Source organism: Enterococcus sp. 2G9_DIV0600 (assembly GCF_002140615.1).
In the GTDB taxonomy this organism is placed as follows: Bacteria; Bacillota; Bacilli; order Lactobacillales; family Enterococcaceae; genus Enterococcus_D; species Enterococcus_D innesii.
The window spans coordinates 2,432,566-2,448,984 of record NZ_NGLL01000001.1 but is presented as its reverse complement, the minus strand read 5'-3'; the positions used below and the strand labels follow the sequence as shown (position 1 = coordinate 2,448,984).

The window sequence follows — 16,419 nt, the reverse complement described above, 5'->3', positions numbered from 1 at the left end:
TTTTGAACAAGCGTTAGACGAGTATTTGACAACTCCCGGATGGGGTCAACCAATTTCAATTGAGGAGATGACAGATGATGAGTAAATCAACACTTGAAATGACTCATGACGAATGGTTATTAGATCGTCGAAAGGGTATAGGCGGCTCAGATGTCGCTACTATCCTTGGGTTAAACAAATGGAAGTCACCTTATCAATTATGGCTAGAAAAGACTGGTCAAATCGATTTAGAACACACTGAGAGCGAACCAGCGTATTGGGGAAATGTACTAGAGGAAGTTGTTGCTAAAGAGTTTCAAGAGCGGACAGGGAAAAAAGTGCGTCGGAGAAATCAAGTATTTGAACATCCGCTACATCCGTTCCTGCGAGCAAACATTGATCGTGATGTCGTAGGAGAAAATGCACTGTTAGAATGTAAGACTGCAAATGCGTTCTTGGGTAAAGAGTGGGAAGGCGATGAAGTACCTCTTAGCTACCTTTGTCAAGTACAGCATTATATGAATGTCTTAAACAAGGAATATTGTTACATTGCGGTCCTTGTCGGTGGTCAGAAATTCATTTGGAAACGAGTTGATCGTGACCAGGAACTGATCGATACCATTACTGAACTGTTAGTAGATTTTTGGGAAAACAACGTTGTAAAAGGTAACGAACCATTGATAGATGGCAGCGAAGCCACTCAAGAATTTTTAAAAGATCGTTATTCAGAGTTAGAGGAAGTAGAAACGACCTTACCATCTACGTTTGATGATCTTGTTAGTCAAAAACGTGAATTAAAAAAAGCAAAGAAAGATATCGAAACTTCAATTAGACAGCTTGATAACGAGATTATAAGCGAGTTGGGCAAGCGGAAAGCTAGTATCGGTATCGCACAGAAAAATATTATATCTTGGAAATTGGTATCTACACGACGTATGAACAGCAAAAAACTTGCTGAGAAATACCCTGAAGTAGCCAATGATGAAGAAATTTACAATGTCACTGAATCTCGAAGACTTACAGAAAAGGAGATCAAATAATATGGCAACTAATGATACTTTAAAGAATCAGTTAGCAGAGAAAAACACCCAGTTAGTCGATCCTTCGAAATTAGGATTCAAAGCACTGATGAGCACGCCTCAAATGAAGAAGAAGTTCACAGATATCCTTCACGAAAAATCAGATTCATTCATGGGATCACTCATGACACTTGTTGGTGGTGATAATTATCTCTCTCAAGCGGAACCAATGACAATTATTGCATCAGCGCTAAAGGCAGCTACTATGGACCTGCCGATTGATAAGAACCTTGGTTATGCATATGTAGTTCCGTTTAATCGCTATGAGAAAAAAGGTAAGAATTGGATCACGCACAACGAAGCCCAATTCATTCTTGGATACAAAGGATATATTCAGCTAGCACAAAGAAGTGGGCAATACAAAGCATTGAATGCTTTGGCAATTTATGAAGGTCAACTAATTGACTGGAATCCGCTGACCGAAGAATTTACCTTTGATTATAAAGGTAAGGTATCCGATGAAGTTATAGGTTATGTAGGATTCTTTGAATTACTGAACGGATTTAAAAAGACAGTTTACTGGACCAAGCAAGAAATTGAGAGTCATCGTATTAAGAATTCAAAAAATAAGGACAAAGAGAAATTAAGCGGGGCATGGGTTGATAATTACGATTCAATGGCCATTAAGACTGTACTGCGAAATCTTTTATCAAAATGGGGATTACTTTCAGTTGAAATGCAAACAGCAATCACTTCTGACGAAAAAGTTTTCCGTGTTGATGAAGACAGTGATCTGATTGAAGAAACTGACCTATCAGAAATGGAGCCATTGCCGCAAGAACGAAAAGAAGCTGAACGAGTTGAGGACACTGGAAGCAATGATACTTTGTTCGATACATCTAATCCACCGTTAGAAAAACAATGAGGGAGTTCATCTCCCTCTGATTAGGAGGAATAAGCGTGGCAAGACCAACGAAGAAAGGTCTTGATTATTTTCCTCTAGATGTCGATTTTTTATCAGATTTAAAAGTTCGAAGAATTATTAAAGCATGCGGTAAAGAAGCCGTTCATATACTGGTCGCCCTGCTGGCTAATATTTATCGTGATGAGGGGTATTACGTTTTGTGGGATGACGACCTTGCGTTCTTAGTGGCTGACGAAGTTGGTACGAAGGAGGGCACAGTTGAAGAACTGGTTAGAAAAGCAGTGCAAGTAAAATTCTTTGATAAAGATATTTTTGATAAATATTCCGTATTAACTTCTAAAGGAATTCAAAACAGATACATTCTAGCCACTAAGGAACGTAAGAAAGTTGAGCTTGAATTTAAGTATTTGCTGACAAATGAAGTTAATCGGTCGAATATCTCGATTAATGGGCGGAATAACTCAGTTAATCAGGGGAATAATCAACAAAGTAAAGTAAAGGAAAGTAAAGAAAAGGAAATAAAAGAAGATGCTACTGCGAGCGAGAGTGCGTCCCTAGAAACTTTCCAAAAATTATGGCTCTTTCCAAATGTTGTACAGGTCGAAGATCTGCTTAATCTGGTTGATTTCTATGGCGATGAACTTGTAGAGGCTGCTATTAAACTTGCTGGTAGTAAAGACGTCCCCAAGAATAGAGCTATTAGCTTTTTAACAGCTTCTTTACAGGAATGGGCAGATGCTAACGTTAAAACGATCGATCAAGCAAGGGATTATCAACGAACTAGAGGCGCTAAGAAACAAGGCTATAATCAAAAGCCACTGCGTGAGGAAAAACTACCTGATTGGGCTGTAAACGAACAGGGGGAAGAACAGTTATCACCTGAGCGCCAAGCAGAGCTTGATGCAAAACTAGCAGCATATCTAAACAAAACAAAGCACTGAAAGGAGCAGATGGCTTGAAAATCGTCATACCAATCACACCAAAGCCTCAATCAAGGCCTAGATTCACCAAACATCGTAAGACTCCGTATGAAGAATCAGCGATGAAAGCATATAAAAATGCGGTTAAGTATCATGCTTTGACTACAAAGCCGCTGCTAATTGAGAAAGGCCCTGTGATGATTGATATTTGTTTCTTCGTATATCCACCAGCCTATATCTTGAAAGTGAAGAAAAACAGGACTTTGCTAGAAGAAGAGACTATGTATTGCGATAAGAAACCAGATATCGATAACTATTTCAAAGCAGTGACGGATGCGGTCAACGGCATTTTGTATAAAGACGATGGCCAAATCGCTGTCAATATCTGCCGGAAAGTATATAGCTTAAATCCAAGAACAGAACTCGAAATTAATCCACTTTAGGAGGGACCATCAATGAGAAGCAGAAGCATTAAAGCGCCATTCGAAGATTTTGGAGAATATGAATCAGCAAATGTTCAAGAAAAAGGATCTGTAAAAGTTGGTGAAAGCTACATTTGCACTCCGGGAAGCCCTTTTTCAGGTCAGATAAGAGCGCAAGTAAGTCGAATCTATAAGAATTCAGCACGAGTAAGGATCCTCAGCTGTGTTGAAGAAAAAGATGATGAAATACAACGAAATCTTAACGATGTGACTGTAGTAAGTCTTAAGAAAATCCACGAAGTCTGCTAGAAGCGAGGTAGACTTACTTGCAAGAAAAATTGATCAACAGGACATTACTTGAACTACAGGACCATTTAAGCGCAGATCAACTGAGACGGCTAAAAGATGTTTTAACAATTGAGTGTTCAAAATATCTAATTACTGAACAGAAAAATGAGGTTGCGATATACGATGAAACATCTGATATCGCTGCATATAAGCAATTCTTCGTTTCCAAGAAGCTGCAGGGGCTTTCAAGCGGAACTTTGAATCTTTACATGCAGACAATCAATCCCTTCATGAGAAGCGTTAGAAAGCCATTCAGTGATGTCACTACGAACGACATTCGATTGTTTATTGCCAACAGGGAAATTTGTTAGTTAATAATTGGGAGAAAGAGGTATTTTATGGGAGAAATGGGCGAATATTGGAAAGATGTAAAACCGTATCTGAAGGAACGAAGGACCCAACATGTTAATCGTATGGGTAACTCATCATTAAAAAATGTTGCAGCTTTAGGTTTTGAATTTAAGCATTATCAAAATAATCACCAATTTGCGATCAATACGCCGAAAGGCATGATTGATTATTGGGGAACAAGTGGTACTTGGATTGATCGTAAAACGAAAAGACGTGGTAAAGGACTGCATAGTTTAAGGAAATACGTTAGTAGCAGTTAGTCAGTAATCGGAAGATATACACAACTAGGAGGAAAGAATATGAAAGATGAAGATGTGGTTTGGCTTTATAAAGTTTTTGATACAAGTGAGATGGGAAAAGATGAACTTCAAAAAGAACTAGATAAATTTTCAAATAGCTTAACACCGCATGAAATTGCACACAGTGATGGACATTTATTGGTTGTAAGGTTTCAATCAGCGCTTAATCGAAATGCTTATTTAAAAGCTGCGGCTAATACGATGAGTTTTGGTGCATAGTCAGCTATCCACCAAAATTGTGGAAATAAAAAAACTACCCTAAAAGAGTAGCAACAGAATCATAAATTGTTTTTTTTGGAATCGGAAATTCCGTGTTTAACTGCCAATCTGATGATTCCATAAAGCATAAATCCTATAAAAATATACCAAATAAAAGCTAAAAAAGTTCCCAAAGCAATACCTCCTTTTAGGTATTGTAACATATTTTACATTTTACCAAGTCAGTTATCCGACGAAATGCTTTAATCAGAACAGATAATTAAAAGGATTCAAAATCTCTAGAAATAAGTTTAGAAAAACTGTCTTAAATGTCGAATAAAAGGGTTCTTTTCTAAATACGAATCTAAAAAAACTGAATAAAAGAGAAATGATGAGACACAATAAAGAATATACCAAAAAGAATATCGGTACTATTAAAAGTATTTCTTTAATTTTTTCCATAAATAGGGCTCCTATTAAATTTAATAATCAAAGTATATCACTATAAAGAGTGAGCAAACGTTACAGTATTGCAAGGTGGAAATATTTTTATTTCCGCAATCGTCAGCTATAACGGAATAATCACAACAAAAAACCAGCACCATTGGAGCAGAGGTACTGGAAAGGCTACGTTTAAAATTGATTGGGCCTCAATACTTTGGATTAGGAGTGTGCCTTTTTTTTAATAGTACTTTAATTAATCATTTTCAGCAAATAAAAAACCAACAACTATAAAGTTGCTGGCGATACCTAAAAATTTAAAAGAGTTAGTTAAAAGAATATAAAAGCATTACAAACATTCTAAAGCAAAAGTTGGAGGTAATTCAAGACCCACTATGAGTCTTCTTTGCGAACAATATGAATTCCGTTATCAGCAAGTTGTTCGCTAATACTATGGAATAATCTAAAATTGAATTCCATTTCAAGACAACGAAAGAACTCGTCTTGATATTCACTAGTAATATCGGACGCAGTTTTTAATAAGTCGTTTGGATCGTCTGTCAGTTCAAGCTCGACCGGTAGACACTCCAAATCATTTAAAACGTATTCCGCAGCAGATTTCATAGCAGCACGTGCATTAACAGTAATTTTCATACGATCGCCTCCTGTGGCGATTATATCATGGATGGAGGGATAAAATGGCACCAAAATTTAGATGTTGGTTTAAAGATACTGGAACACAAGCTGCTCACATGGTTGAATGGCATGAATTAAGAGAATTCAAAGCATTGGGGGATTTACTTCAGTACAGCGGAGAAAACAAATCATTTCACCTCATGCAATCCACTGGCTTAAAGGACAAGAACGGCGTGGATATTTTTGAAGGCGACGTTGTAAAAGTATCTGACGGGGGCAACGAAGAAGACAGCTACACCAGTGTGGTTAAGAATTATGCGGACGAGGGTTACCCAGCCTTTGATATTGAAGCTCCCAGCTCGTGGTATTACGAAAGCAACGTTTTGTCTACAATTATGGGGGGAGATTACGAGACAATCGAAGTTATCGGCAATGTTTGGGAGAACCCAAACCTACTGGAGCAAACCTATGAAAACTAGTTATTCTATCATCATAATAATGCTACTGATGATCGCTGGTCTAAGTTGGCTATCCTATACAATTGTGGACCAGCAGAAGCAGATCGTGAAGCTAGAACAGCAGCTGCAGCACGAGCAGATGAAGTACAAGATTATTATCAATGATCCGTTAGTCAGGGATGCTATGGAAGCAGGGGGATGAAGATGACTTTTGCAGTACTAGGTATAACGGCTTTTGTTGTGATTATGTTTCTATGTGTTGTGATAGGGAAGGCTACTGACAAAAAGGAGCAAGATTATGGAGGAAGCTATTTTATGGAACAAGATGGCTTTGATCATCGAAGTGATCGTCACAGAGCAGTTAAAAGAGATCGAAAGTAAAGCAAAATAAAAAGCATTAAGCAATTGCCCAATGCCCCCAAAATAATGATTTTGTCCCCGCCAAGGTAACTTCATTATACCAAATAAAGGGGCGATTGAGCAATGATGCTATTACTAAGAGAAGTTGATTTCTCTCAAACGAGAAAGAATGCACGATATGTTTTGAAGAACTACCGTCGGTTGGAGCGGATTGCAGGTCGTTCAAAGATCGATGTCCGCTCACCGATTATTACTGATATGCCTAGAACACCTAGTAATGGAAACAAGTCCGAGGATGCTTTTATTCAAAGATTGGATGCAGAAACAGAAAGAGATGCAATAATCGTGGCACTTATGGCATTGAAACTAACGAGCAGACAGATACTTCATTATAGCTTCTGCTTACAAGATCAGTATTCTAATCTAAGAATCGCAGATGAGATGGGCTATTCAGTTCGGCAAATTGAGCGAATGAAATCAGATGCATTGGTTGAATTTGCTGAAAGTTATCGTCGTGGCAAGCTTGTCGCTTATCGCTGAAAAATGGCGGTTTTTTGGCGGTATAATGGCGGTTTAGTGCCAATAATCCATAGTAAGATAGTATTATCAATTATTGTAAATAACAGGGCGCACTCCTTTAAGATACGTTGGCAGACCTCCTTTCTGAAAATTATTCCCAGCGCCCTGTATTTAATTAAGACGGCGACAAAAAATCTATTATGAATGGAGTTGAACACACTCCTTATCTTCATTCGCTAGCCGTCTTTTTCAGGAATTGGCTCAGTTTGGTAGAGCGCTACTTTTGGGCAGTAGAGAGCGCAGGTTCAAATCCTGCATTCCTGATTGGGAGTTGTCAATTAGATTACTCACATGATCTTTGGTGCTTCCTACTAAACAGTCCTTCGGGGCTGTTTTTTTACATAGAATTACAAAACAAACACAGATTGCGAGGTGGTGGAGAATGGATGGCTAGACAGAGAAATCCGATGCGAGATGAAGCATATCGTATTTGGATAGAATCGAATAAAAAGAAGCCGCTCAAAGATATTGCCGATGAGCTAGGTGTATCTGCATCTACTGTACGAAAGTGGAAATCAGAGGATAAATGGGATGGTGAAACGAAACGGAGCGCTCCGAATGAAAAAGAGCGTTACGATTCACTGCGTGGGAATCAAAATGCCAAAGGAAATCCCGGAGGTAAGCCTCCGCCTGATAATAAGAATGCTGTAAGTCATGGGCTGTTTGCCAACTGGCTTCCTGACGATACACGCCAAATCATTCAAGAAATCTATACATCTGAACCTAGCGATATCCTTTGGAACAATATTATGATCCAATACACCGCAATCATACGATCGCAGAAAATCATGAACGTTCAAAGTGAATTTGATCATACAGAAGATGTTGTCAGTGCGGAAGTAAATCCGATGTTCGTTGACCAAGAAACAGGCAAATCAGTCCAAACAAAGGTTACACGCCAATTTCAATATGCATGGGATAAACAAGCTAGTTTCCTAAATGCTCAATCAAGGGCAATGGGTACGTTGTCTAATCTAATTAAACAGTTCTTAGCCATTGCTGATGAGCAAGACGAGCGTAGGAAGAAACTTGATCTTATGGACGCGCAAATCGCCAAACTCAAATCAACTACTAATGATGATACTAATACTGGCGGAGGTGACATTGTAATTGTCGATGTTTGGGGTGGTTCCGATGAATAAGATCGATGTTCAAAAGGAGGTCAACCCACATTTCAAGTCAGTATGGATCAGCAAGAAGCCTTATAACATTTTAAGAGGCGGGCGGAACAGCTTCAAGTCGTCTGTCATTGCGCTTAAGCTTGTTTTTATGATGTTGCTATACATTATGACTAAGAGGAAAGCAAACGTTGTAATCATTCGTAAGGTGGCAAACACGATACGTGATTCAGTGTTTCTAAAGATTCAGTGGGCACTAGGAAAATTCTTTATCCTAGATCAATTCTCTTGTACGGTATCTCCTTTTAAAATCACTCATAAGAAAACTGGATCTACGTTCTATTTTTATGGACAAGATGACTTCCAAAAGCTTAAATCAAATGACATTGGGAATATCATCGCAGTGTGGGTTGAAGAAGCTGCAGAGTTTAACAGTGCAGAAGAATTTGACCAAATGAAGGCTACATTTATGCGGCAGAAGCCAGTGGATGCAAAGCAAGTTCAGTTTTTCTACTCATACAATCCACCTAGGAACCCATATCATTGGATTAACGAGTGGACCAATGAATTAGAAGGGCATAAGGACTACTTGATTCATTCATCAAGCTATAAAGATGATGCTTTAGGTTTTGTAACGGAGCAAATGGTTGACGAGATCAACCGGATCAAAGAGAACGATTACGACTACTACTTGTATCTATACGAAGGGTTGCCAGTAGGCTTCCAAGATAATGTTTATAATGTAGAAACATTCCGCAAAATAATTGATTTACCTAGCGATGATTATGTCACCGCTATTTTTTATTCCCTTGATGGTGGTCATGCCCAATCAGCAACAACAGTCCTTTGCTTAGGATTGACGGCAAAACAAAAAGTCGTGCTGCTAGACACCTACTATTATTCACCAGCTGGAAAGAGCGTGAAGCTTGCACCTTCCCAGTTATCAACAGAGGTGCATAAGTTCATTTCTAAGACACTTAAAGACGAGCGGTGGAAGAATGCTCGTGTCGTTAACAGAACGATAGACAGCGCTGAAGCAGCACTTAGAAACCAGTATTATCTTGATCATCAAATCAGATGGCATCCAGTAGCTAAGAAAGACAAACAAACCATGATTGATTTTGCGACCAATTTATTTGCCCAAGGTCGTTTTTATTATCTCGATACAGAGAACAACAAGGTTTTTTATGAAGAACATAAACATTACCGGTACAAGGAAGGTACAGCGGATACAGATAGTCCGGTTGTAATTAAGGAAGATGATCATACCTGTGATGCCTTTGAATACTTCTGTGTAGATAATGCAGCTGTTCTTGGTATTGCAGTTTAGGAGGTGAGGATTTGGGATTAATTCAGTCAATAAAAAATTTATTTAGAAAGGGGGCGGCCAACATAGGAATTGTGCAGCGATTAGATAGTGTGTTAGATCATCCGAAAATAAGTATGGATCCAAACGAATACAATAGAATCAAAGATTCATTAAGGCGTTATGAAGATAAGTACGACAAGGTTAAATTTATGAACAGCAACAAATCAAACCAAGAGCGTGACTTATCATCAATAAACATGATGAAGAAAGTGGCAAATCAGTACGCAACTGTCGTCTTTAACGAGCAATGCGAAATTAACATTGATGGCGAAGCAGCCGAATTTATTTCCGGTGTATTCGAACACAATGACTTTAAAAAGAATTTCAGCAAATACCTTGAACCAATGTTTGCACTCGGAGGATTGGCGTGTCGACCATATCTAGATAAAGGATCAAACCAAATCGAATTCTCCTGGGCTTTAGCTGATGCCTTTTATCCTTTACAGTCTAACACAAACAATATCAGCGAAGGTGCTTTCACGTTTTACTCATCTAGAGTGGAAAACAAGAAACCTATTTTTTATACGCTCATTGAATTCCACGAGTGGGTAGAAGGCAACTTTGTAATTTCTAATGAGTTATATCGTTCAGAACGATCGGACATTGTAGGCACTAAAGTCCCGGTAACAGACTTGTATCCAGATTTAGAAGAGTCAACAACATTTATTAATCTATCCAGACCGCTGTTTGGCTATTTGAAACCAAGTGGATTCAACAATATCAGCCCTTATTCGCCACTAGGATTAGGGGTTTGCGATAATTGTAAACGCACGCTAGATCGTATCAATCGATCATATGATGAGTTTGACCAGGAAATCAGACGGGGAAGACGTAGGATTGCAGCTAGTGAAATGCTGATGAACAGTCGGCTCGATGAAAAAGGACAGGTCAGACAGTTCTTTGACAATCAAGAGGATACTTTCCAAATCATTCCGGGATCAAATATGGATGATTACACGATCAAAGACCTTACAACGAGCATTCGTACAACAGAGTACGTTGCAGCAATCAATCACCATTTAAAAACACTTGAGATGGAAACGGCTTTGTCTAGCGGAACATTCAACTTTGATCGCACTGGATCGTTGTCTACAAAAACGGCGACCGAGGTGGTCAGCGAGAATTCTCAAACATATCAAACCAGATCTATGCAAATCACTGAGGTTGAAAAGTTTATTAAAGAACTTGTTATTTCTGTATGTGAGCTAGGAAAAGCGTTGAAGCTCTATAGTGGCGCAACACCTAAGTTTGATGAAATCGCTATTGATTTCAAAGATGGTGCTTTCACGTCGACTGACGAGAAACTCACCTTCTATCAAAAACTGATTGCTTTAGGATATCCGACTACCAAAGCATTTGAAAAGATTTTGGAGGTACCAGAAGAAACAGCCTTGGAGCTTTACCAGGAAGGATTGCGACTTTCTGCTGATAAATTATCAGGCATGATGAACAATGCCGGTCTACCAGAAGAAATGGAGTGATTAGATGGCGATCACTCAAAGACAATTAGATATTAAGACCGCTGCTATTCAAGATGCTTATGCCGCATTAGAAGAAGAGTTAATGAAACTCGTTGTAGATCGATTAATGATCAAAACTAATACAGAATTGTCACAGGACTCAGTCTTTCAGTGGTACCTTGAGAAGTTGGATCAATTAGGAATGCTAAATTGGGACACGATTAATGAATTGGTTGAGGAAACTAAATCAATCACTAAGAAAGAATTAAAAGAATTAATTGTTAAAGAAGGTTATGAAGACAACCTTAAAGAAAATAAGAAGCTTGCAAACTTAGCCAAAACGCCTATCAAAGAGTGGACTAATCTGGATCAAATATTAAATCAGCTCTTCGACAGTCAATGGCTTGATTTTGAGAACCACATCAATCAAACTCTTTTATCAACTAATTATCAAGTGAATTCAATTGCAAGAATCTATCAACAAGTTCTAAACGACACCGTGGCTAGAACGATAGGAGGGCTATCAACGCCTCAGCAGTCATTTAAGCGAGCAATATATGAAATGGTGCAAAAAGGTATAGATGTCAGTTTAAAGGATAAATCTGGAAAATTTTGGTCTCTTGAATCCTATGTAAGAACAGTTATCAAATCAACTACTGGAACAGTCTTTAACGATTTGCGCTTAGAGCGTGGTATCAACGAATACGGAATAGTTACAGCGCTTATGAGCCATCATGCAGCAGCACGTGATGCTTGTAGTAAGATCCAAGGCAAGTATGTTCTGATGGTTCCTAAAAATCAAGCTCCAGAAGAATTCAAACATTTGCCCAGCGTTTATGACTACGGATGGAAGACCCCGGCAGGATGTAACGGTATTAATTGTAATCATCGATGGTATTCTCAACTACCTATGAATGATACTGGTATGGCCGATTCTGTTTCTCCTGAAGTTGCACAAAAGAACGCCAAAATTGTTGCTAAACAAAGAAGATTAGAACGTTCAATTAGAATGGCTAAAAAGTCGCTTAAAGCCTCACAGTGGTTAGATGAACCTAAGGACATAGATTACTTCAAATCCATGGTAAGGACAAGACAAGCTGTTCTACGTCAATTTATCATTGATAATGATACTTTACTACATCGATCATACGATCGTGAGCAAGTTTATAATTAAGGAGTTGGGAGCATTGAGAACCAAGAAAACCGAAATGTTTTACCACTGACGGAAGTTTTATTAGCCTTTTATCAAATAGGATTAGCATTAAAGTATGAGAAAAAACCGCCAGATTATCCTTTTAGTAAAGTAGCCGACACGGCGGAAAGTGAAGGTGGTCAATATATCTAGCTTAAGACGTGCTTAACGTCTTTTTATTTTGTCTTAGACCTGCTCGAAAGTCTCTAAAAGTCGGCTCACAGTGGGAGTTGCCACTCTAAAAACACTTAGGAGGAAGAAAATGAAAAAAGAAGATTTGATTGCATTAGGAATCGATGAAGAAACAGCAAAATCAGTGATGGCTCTGCATGGAAAGACCGTAACGCAACTCAATGCGCAAGTAGCTACCGTTGAAAGTGAGCGGGATAGTGCACAGAAGGAACTGAAAGACAATCAATCAGAATTAGACGCTCTTAAAGAATCAGCAAAAGGTAATGAAGCACTTGAACAGCAACTTGCTGATTTGCAGGCAAAGTTCGATGAGTCCAAAACCAATTCTGATAAGCAGCTTTTGGAACAACAGAAAGATTTTGCTATCAAATTGGCGCTTAAAGAAGCACAAGCGCTTGATGATGATATCGTCCTTGCTCAGTTGGATAAAGAGACGATCAAAGTCGTTGACGGCAAGCTACAAGGGTTTGATGAACAGCTGAAAGGATTGCAAGAAAGCAAAGCATTCTTGTTTCAGCAAGAAGAAGCCCAAGAACAAAGCACTCCAAACTTCGCGGTTGGGGGCAATGCAAAGGGCGGCAACGGAAATGGTCAGGTTGATGCGTTCCAAGCTGCCGCAAGCAAATACATTTAACAGGAGAGATAAACATGACAATTAAGTATTTTACAAAGAACTACGCAGGAATTTTGCCAGACATTTTTATTAAGAAAACACCGTTCTTACGTGTTTTTGGTGGTGCTTTGCAAGTTAAATCTGACGCAGAGTACAACGAGAACTTTATGGATTTAAAAATCACAGATACAGACGTGACGATCCAAGAATATTCTACTGAAGCGGATGTTGCTTTTGGTGCTGGTACAGGCAATAGTAATCGTTTTGGCCCACGGAAAGAAGTCAAATCTATCGATATGACTGTTCCTTGGGAAGCACCTCTTGCGATCCATGAAGGTATCGACAAATTTACCGTGAATGATATTCCTGATCAAGTCGTTGCTGAGCGTTTGGCTTTGCATGCCGTGGCTTGGGCTGGTCATGTCAACACATGGTTAGGAAAAGCTATTTCTGCCAATGCTAGTGAAACATTGACAGGCGAATTAACAGAAGACGGCGTTACAAAGTTGTTTGCCGACGCACATAAAAAGTTCGTTAACAACAAAGTTTCGACTACAATTCAGCGAGTTGCTTATGTCAATTCTGACATCTACAACTTCTTGATTGACTCTAAATTGGCAACGACTGCGAAAAACTCTGCCGCTAATGTTGATACTCAAACGTTGTACCGCTTCAAAGGCTTCGAGTTGGAAGAACTTCCTGATGATCAATTCGTCGCTGGTGAACATGCTTACTTCACTGCTATCGGAATCGGTGTGGCTGGTGTAGGTATTGAAGTAGCGCGTGCGATGGATTCTGAAGCATTCAACGGTGTTGCGTTACAAGGTGCTGGTAAATACGCAAACTATATCCCTGAGAAAAACAAAAAAGCGATCCTTAAAGCTAAATTGACTGCTCCTGCTGAGACACCTGAAGGGTAGGTATTGATCATGGCGAAATATAAGGTATTGAAGCGATTTCGCGATAAGGTCACGCGTGAAATCTACGAACCAAATAAATTAATTGATATGACTGTGAAACGTGCCGATGAGGTTGCTAAGAACCTTGACGATACGTTTTTAAAACGCGTTGAGGAAGACAAGAAATAGTCTTCCTCTCTATTAAGGAGGGAGATTATGGCTTATCTAACGTATCAAGAATATCAAGGAATGAAGTTCACTAATTTAGACCCAACCGACTTTGATAAGCTTATTGAAAAAGCATGTGCATTGATTGATGTGCAGACAAGGAACTTCTATCAGCTCAACAATCTTGATAGTGACATCATTTTTCGTCAGAAGAAGTTCAAAATGGCGGTTGCAGCACAAGTTGAATACATGTATCAAGCCAATGCTACAACTTCGCTTGAGATCAACAGTCCACAATCTTGGTCAGTAGACGGTATGAGTATCACGGAAGCTAGCCGGTATAACAATACAGGCGCAAATGAGTCACCAACGATACTTTCAGATGACGCAGTTTTGTTTCTATCTGGAACAGGATTACTTTATAGGGGGCTTGGATGATGGGATATTATCGTTTGCCGCCAAAAAAAGCTTTCTGCCATACGATTAACTTTAAAGAAGTGATCGGTGAGGATGATTGGCAAAATCCTATTACTAAAGACTGGAAAATTGAAAATTGTTGGTTTAATTATGCTTCTAAATTCACGCGATCAGGAATTAATGCTAGTGACAAAGCACCAAATGCATCAGTAACTATGACTGATCGATATTGTGGACCATTACCAAATTTCAAAGTAGACTCGAAAATTTCGTTTAAGGGTGAGGATTATACTATTGTAACTTCTAAGCCGTTGATTCTGAATGGTCAATCAATCGGTTGGCGTTTGGAGGTGGTCTGATGCCGGGGATTAAGGTGGATCTTACAGGTGTTAGAAAAAAGCTATCTGCTGAAAACTTTGAACGTGGCCAGTTCAATATGGCATCGAGGATGCACTCAACTATGAACGAAAATTTTGTTCCGGAAAGAGATGGAGATTTGCGTGCTATGAGTCATGTAGCACCAGACGGTAGCACTATTAATTGGGTTTCTGTATACGCAAGAAGACACTATTATGCTCCCGGGAATTGGAACTACACTACACCAGGGACTGGTCCTAGATGGGATCAAAAGGCCAAATCAATTTTTATGAGTGACTGGGTAGAAGCATTCAAGAAAGGAGCGGGATTTTAATGGACTTTATTGAAAGACTAAATGAGTCAGTTAATACAGTATCCGATTTACCTCTCAAATGCTTTCTTGGTTATTTACCGCCGAAAGACGAAGCTTTTGTCCTTTTCCCGTTAGCTGGTGGACGAGTAGTAGAGGAATTCTTTGACGGAACAAAAGATCAAGAACTTAACTTTGAATTTGCAATGAAATCAAAAGATCAGCAGAAAATAAGCAATACTCTATGGCTGGTACAAAATTATCTAGAAGAGCTATCCGAACTTGCAAGTTCAGATGGCTCTTTTGATTTTGATTCAATCAGCATTACAAACAAGCCTTTTATCAATCAGTTAGACGAAACAGGAATTTATGTCTTTTTGGTAGATATTAAGGCTAAATTAACTACTTATCCTAAGGGGGAAATAAACTAATGGCTAGAAAAAAGAACGCCTTACGACAACATTTCGTTGCAGAATTTGATCCTACTAAACCAGATACTAAGCCAATTGAAGGTGCTTATAAAAAATTTGGTCGTTACGTGACATCGATCGAAGATGATGGTGATGTTCAAACTGAAGATTACTCAGACTATGATGGCGATGGATCAATTTCAACTGATGTTACTGGAGTAACAGAAAAATGGAACTTCTCGGGGTATTGGGATCCAGATCAAGAAGCGCAACAATTGGTCAAATCCAAAAAGCGTGCCAAAGGCGATGATCGAAAAGTATGGCATAAAGTAATTGAGACTGACGGTACAACAATTGAGGGCGTAGGAACTTTGAGCGAAAAAATCGTAGCAGGTTCCGGCGAAGCTTCTGATTATGAAGAGTTTAGCTGCGCGATCACATTCGATACAACTCCGTCTGTAACTGATCCAGTTGCGGAAGGGTAGTAGGGGAGCTAAGGCTCTCCTTTTTTTATTAGGAGGAAAATTCACATGAAATTTGAAATCAAACGTTCCGGGTTTCCGATTAATATTGGAAAATTAGAGTTCTTTTTTGGTACATCTGTTGAAGAATTAACAAGATTTTTTGAGGTTCAGGACGAGATTGAAGAAAAGATTCAACCTCTAATGGATGCACGTGAAAAATTAACAAAAAATAAAGGGAATGCTACTTCGGATGATGTAAAAGAATTGATCTACGTTTCTAATCAATTGAATACCATCCAATATGATGCGCTTTTAGGAGACGGATCATATGAAAAGATTTATTCAGAACATCCTGATGCGATCCAATTATTCGATTTATTTGATCTCATAGCTGAAAACGTTTCTGAAGCACTTGAGAACGATGCGAAAGATCGAGAAGACAAATTATCCGAACGAAGAGCGAATCTGATCAAGAAAAAAGCTTTAAAAAATAAAAAGAACAAAAAGTAGGTGAT

At 38.9% G+C, this 16,419-nt stretch carries 25 protein-coding genes and 1 tRNA gene; 25 read left to right on the top strand and 1 reads right to left on the bottom strand.

Annotated elements, in window-relative coordinates; translation table 11 throughout:
- The first annotated feature begins 77 nt into the window (after window positions 1–77).
- From A5870_RS11735 to A5870_RS11700, 8 genes are read left to right on the top strand one after another with little or no spacing between them, the layout of a single operon-like run.
- The gene (locus tag A5870_RS11735) at window positions 78–1,019 is read left to right on the top strand and encodes a YqaJ viral recombinase family nuclease (protein WP_086293428.1); all 942 of its coding nucleotides are present in this window, start codon (window positions 78–80) and stop codon (window positions 1,017–1,019) included.
- Window position 1,020: 1 nt separating this feature from the next.
- Window positions 1,021–1,923, top strand: a complete 903-nt coding sequence (locus tag A5870_RS11730) for a recombinase RecT (protein ID WP_086292990.1) — start codon at window positions 1,021–1,023, stop codon at window positions 1,921–1,923.
- Between the two features lie 35 nt (window positions 1,924–1,958).
- Entirely contained in the window at window positions 1,959–2,864 is a 906-nt protein-coding gene (locus A5870_RS11725) for a Lin1244/Lin1753 domain-containing protein (RefSeq protein WP_086292989.1), read from the top strand.
- Window positions 2,865–2,878: 14 nt separating this feature from the next.
- Complete coding sequence (locus A5870_RS11720; protein ID WP_086292987.1) at window positions 2,879–3,286, top strand: RusA family crossover junction endodeoxyribonuclease; 408 nt, start codon at window positions 2,879–2,881, stop codon at window positions 3,284–3,286.
- A 12-nt stretch (window positions 3,287–3,298) separates the two neighbouring features.
- The gene (locus A5870_RS11715) at window positions 3,299–3,574 is read left to right on the top strand and encodes a hypothetical protein (RefSeq protein ID WP_086292985.1); all 276 of its coding nucleotides are present in this window, start codon (window positions 3,299–3,301) and stop codon (window positions 3,572–3,574) included.
- 17 nt (window positions 3,575–3,591) lie between these two features.
- Window positions 3,592–3,924, top strand: coding sequence for a phage integrase N-terminal SAM-like domain-containing protein (locus A5870_RS11710; RefSeq protein ID WP_369596785.1), 333 nt, complete (start codon window positions 3,592–3,594; stop codon window positions 3,922–3,924).
- A gap of 27 nt (window positions 3,925–3,951) precedes the next feature.
- Entirely contained in the window at window positions 3,952–4,224 is a 273-nt protein-coding gene (locus A5870_RS11705) for a hypothetical protein (RefSeq protein ID WP_086292983.1), read from the top strand.
- A 39-nt stretch (window positions 4,225–4,263) separates the two neighbouring features.
- Complete coding sequence (locus tag A5870_RS11700; protein WP_086292981.1) at window positions 4,264–4,482, top strand: hypothetical protein; 219 nt, start codon at window positions 4,264–4,266, stop codon at window positions 4,480–4,482.
- Between the two features lie 813 nt (window positions 4,483–5,295).
- Here the strand turns inward: A5870_RS11700 and A5870_RS11690 are convergent.
- Entirely contained in the window at window positions 5,296–5,556 is a 261-nt protein-coding gene (locus tag A5870_RS11690; RefSeq protein ID WP_041119174.1) for a hypothetical protein, read from the bottom strand.
- 44 nt (window positions 5,557–5,600) lie between these two features.
- Here A5870_RS11690 and A5870_RS11685 point away from each other — a divergent pair, with 44 nt between their 5' ends.
- The 17 genes from A5870_RS11685 to A5870_RS11610 all read left to right on the top strand — a co-directional run bounded on the left by A5870_RS11685 (window position 5,601) and on the right by A5870_RS11610 (window position 16,414).
- Complete coding sequence (locus tag A5870_RS11685) at window positions 5,601–6,017, top strand: YopX family protein (protein WP_086292977.1); 417 nt, start codon at window positions 5,601–5,603, stop codon at window positions 6,015–6,017.
- Window positions 6,007–6,198, top strand: a complete 192-nt coding sequence (locus tag A5870_RS11680; RefSeq protein WP_086292975.1) for a hypothetical protein — start codon at window positions 6,007–6,009, stop codon at window positions 6,196–6,198. Before A5870_RS11685 ends, A5870_RS11680 begins: the two co-directional genes overlap by 11 nt.
- Before the next feature lie 281 nt (window positions 6,199–6,479).
- On the top strand, window positions 6,480–6,896 hold the full coding sequence (locus tag A5870_RS11675) for an ArpU family phage packaging/lysis transcriptional regulator (protein ID WP_016608639.1): 417 nt from the start codon (window positions 6,480–6,482) through the stop codon (window positions 6,894–6,896).
- 229 nt (window positions 6,897–7,125) lie between these two features.
- Window positions 7,126–7,199, top strand: a tRNA-Pro gene (locus tag A5870_RS11670).
- A 122-nt stretch (window positions 7,200–7,321) separates the two neighbouring features.
- Window positions 7,322–8,077, top strand: coding sequence for a phage terminase small subunit (gene terS, locus A5870_RS11665; RefSeq protein WP_242596075.1), 756 nt, complete (start codon window positions 7,322–7,324; stop codon window positions 8,075–8,077).
- On the top strand, window positions 8,070–9,383 hold the full coding sequence (locus tag A5870_RS11660; protein WP_086292973.1) for a PBSX family phage terminase large subunit: 1,314 nt from the start codon (window positions 8,070–8,072) through the stop codon (window positions 9,381–9,383). Before terS ends, A5870_RS11660 begins: the two co-directional genes overlap by 8 nt.
- 11 nt (window positions 9,384–9,394) lie before the next feature.
- Entirely contained in the window at window positions 9,395–10,903 is a 1,509-nt protein-coding gene (locus A5870_RS11655) for a phage portal protein (protein ID WP_086292971.1), read from the top strand.
- A 4-nt stretch (window positions 10,904–10,907) separates the two neighbouring features.
- Window positions 10,908–12,056, top strand: coding sequence for a phage minor capsid protein (locus A5870_RS11650; protein ID WP_086292969.1), 1,149 nt, complete (start codon window positions 10,908–10,910; stop codon window positions 12,054–12,056).
- A gap of 280 nt (window positions 12,057–12,336) precedes the next feature.
- Window positions 12,337–12,900, top strand: a complete 564-nt coding sequence (locus A5870_RS11645) for a phage scaffolding protein (RefSeq protein WP_086292967.1) — start codon at window positions 12,337–12,339, stop codon at window positions 12,898–12,900.
- 14 nt (window positions 12,901–12,914) lie between these two features.
- Window positions 12,915–13,799 (top strand): capsid protein, encoded by an 885-nt coding sequence (locus tag A5870_RS11640; protein WP_086292965.1) that lies wholly within the window; start codon window positions 12,915–12,917, stop codon window positions 13,797–13,799.
- Between the two features lie 9 nt (window positions 13,800–13,808).
- Window positions 13,809–13,967: a hypothetical protein gene (locus A5870_RS17385; RefSeq protein WP_170924073.1), complete on the top strand. Its 159-nt coding sequence runs from the start codon at window positions 13,809–13,811 to the stop codon at window positions 13,965–13,967.
- Between the two features lie 27 nt (window positions 13,968–13,994).
- Window positions 13,995–14,384 carry a hypothetical protein gene (locus A5870_RS11635; protein ID WP_086292964.1) on the top strand — a complete coding sequence of 130 codons (390 nt, stop codon included), beginning with the start codon at window positions 13,995–13,997 and terminating at the stop codon, window positions 14,382–14,384.
- A complete protein-coding gene (locus A5870_RS11630) occupies window positions 14,384–14,722 on the top strand; it encodes a putative minor capsid protein (protein ID WP_170924074.1) in 339 nt (112 codons plus the stop codon). Before A5870_RS11635 ends, A5870_RS11630 begins: the two co-directional genes overlap by 1 nt.
- Window positions 14,722–15,054, top strand: coding sequence for a minor capsid protein (locus A5870_RS11625; protein WP_086292960.1), 333 nt, complete (start codon window positions 14,722–14,724; stop codon window positions 15,052–15,054). The genes A5870_RS11630 and A5870_RS11625 overlap by 1 nt, the downstream gene beginning before the upstream one ends.
- Window positions 15,054–15,461, top strand: coding sequence for a minor capsid protein (locus tag A5870_RS11620; protein WP_086292958.1), 408 nt, complete (start codon window positions 15,054–15,056; stop codon window positions 15,459–15,461). Before A5870_RS11625 ends, A5870_RS11620 begins: the two co-directional genes overlap by 1 nt.
- Complete coding sequence (locus A5870_RS11615) at window positions 15,461–15,925, top strand: phage tail tube protein (protein WP_086292956.1); 465 nt, start codon at window positions 15,461–15,463, stop codon at window positions 15,923–15,925. Before A5870_RS11620 ends, A5870_RS11615 begins: the two co-directional genes overlap by 1 nt.
- Before the next feature lie 45 nt (window positions 15,926–15,970).
- Complete coding sequence (locus A5870_RS11610; protein WP_086292954.1) at window positions 15,971–16,414, top strand: hypothetical protein; 444 nt, start codon at window positions 15,971–15,973, stop codon at window positions 16,412–16,414.
- Window positions 16,415–16,419: the final 5 nt, after the last annotated feature.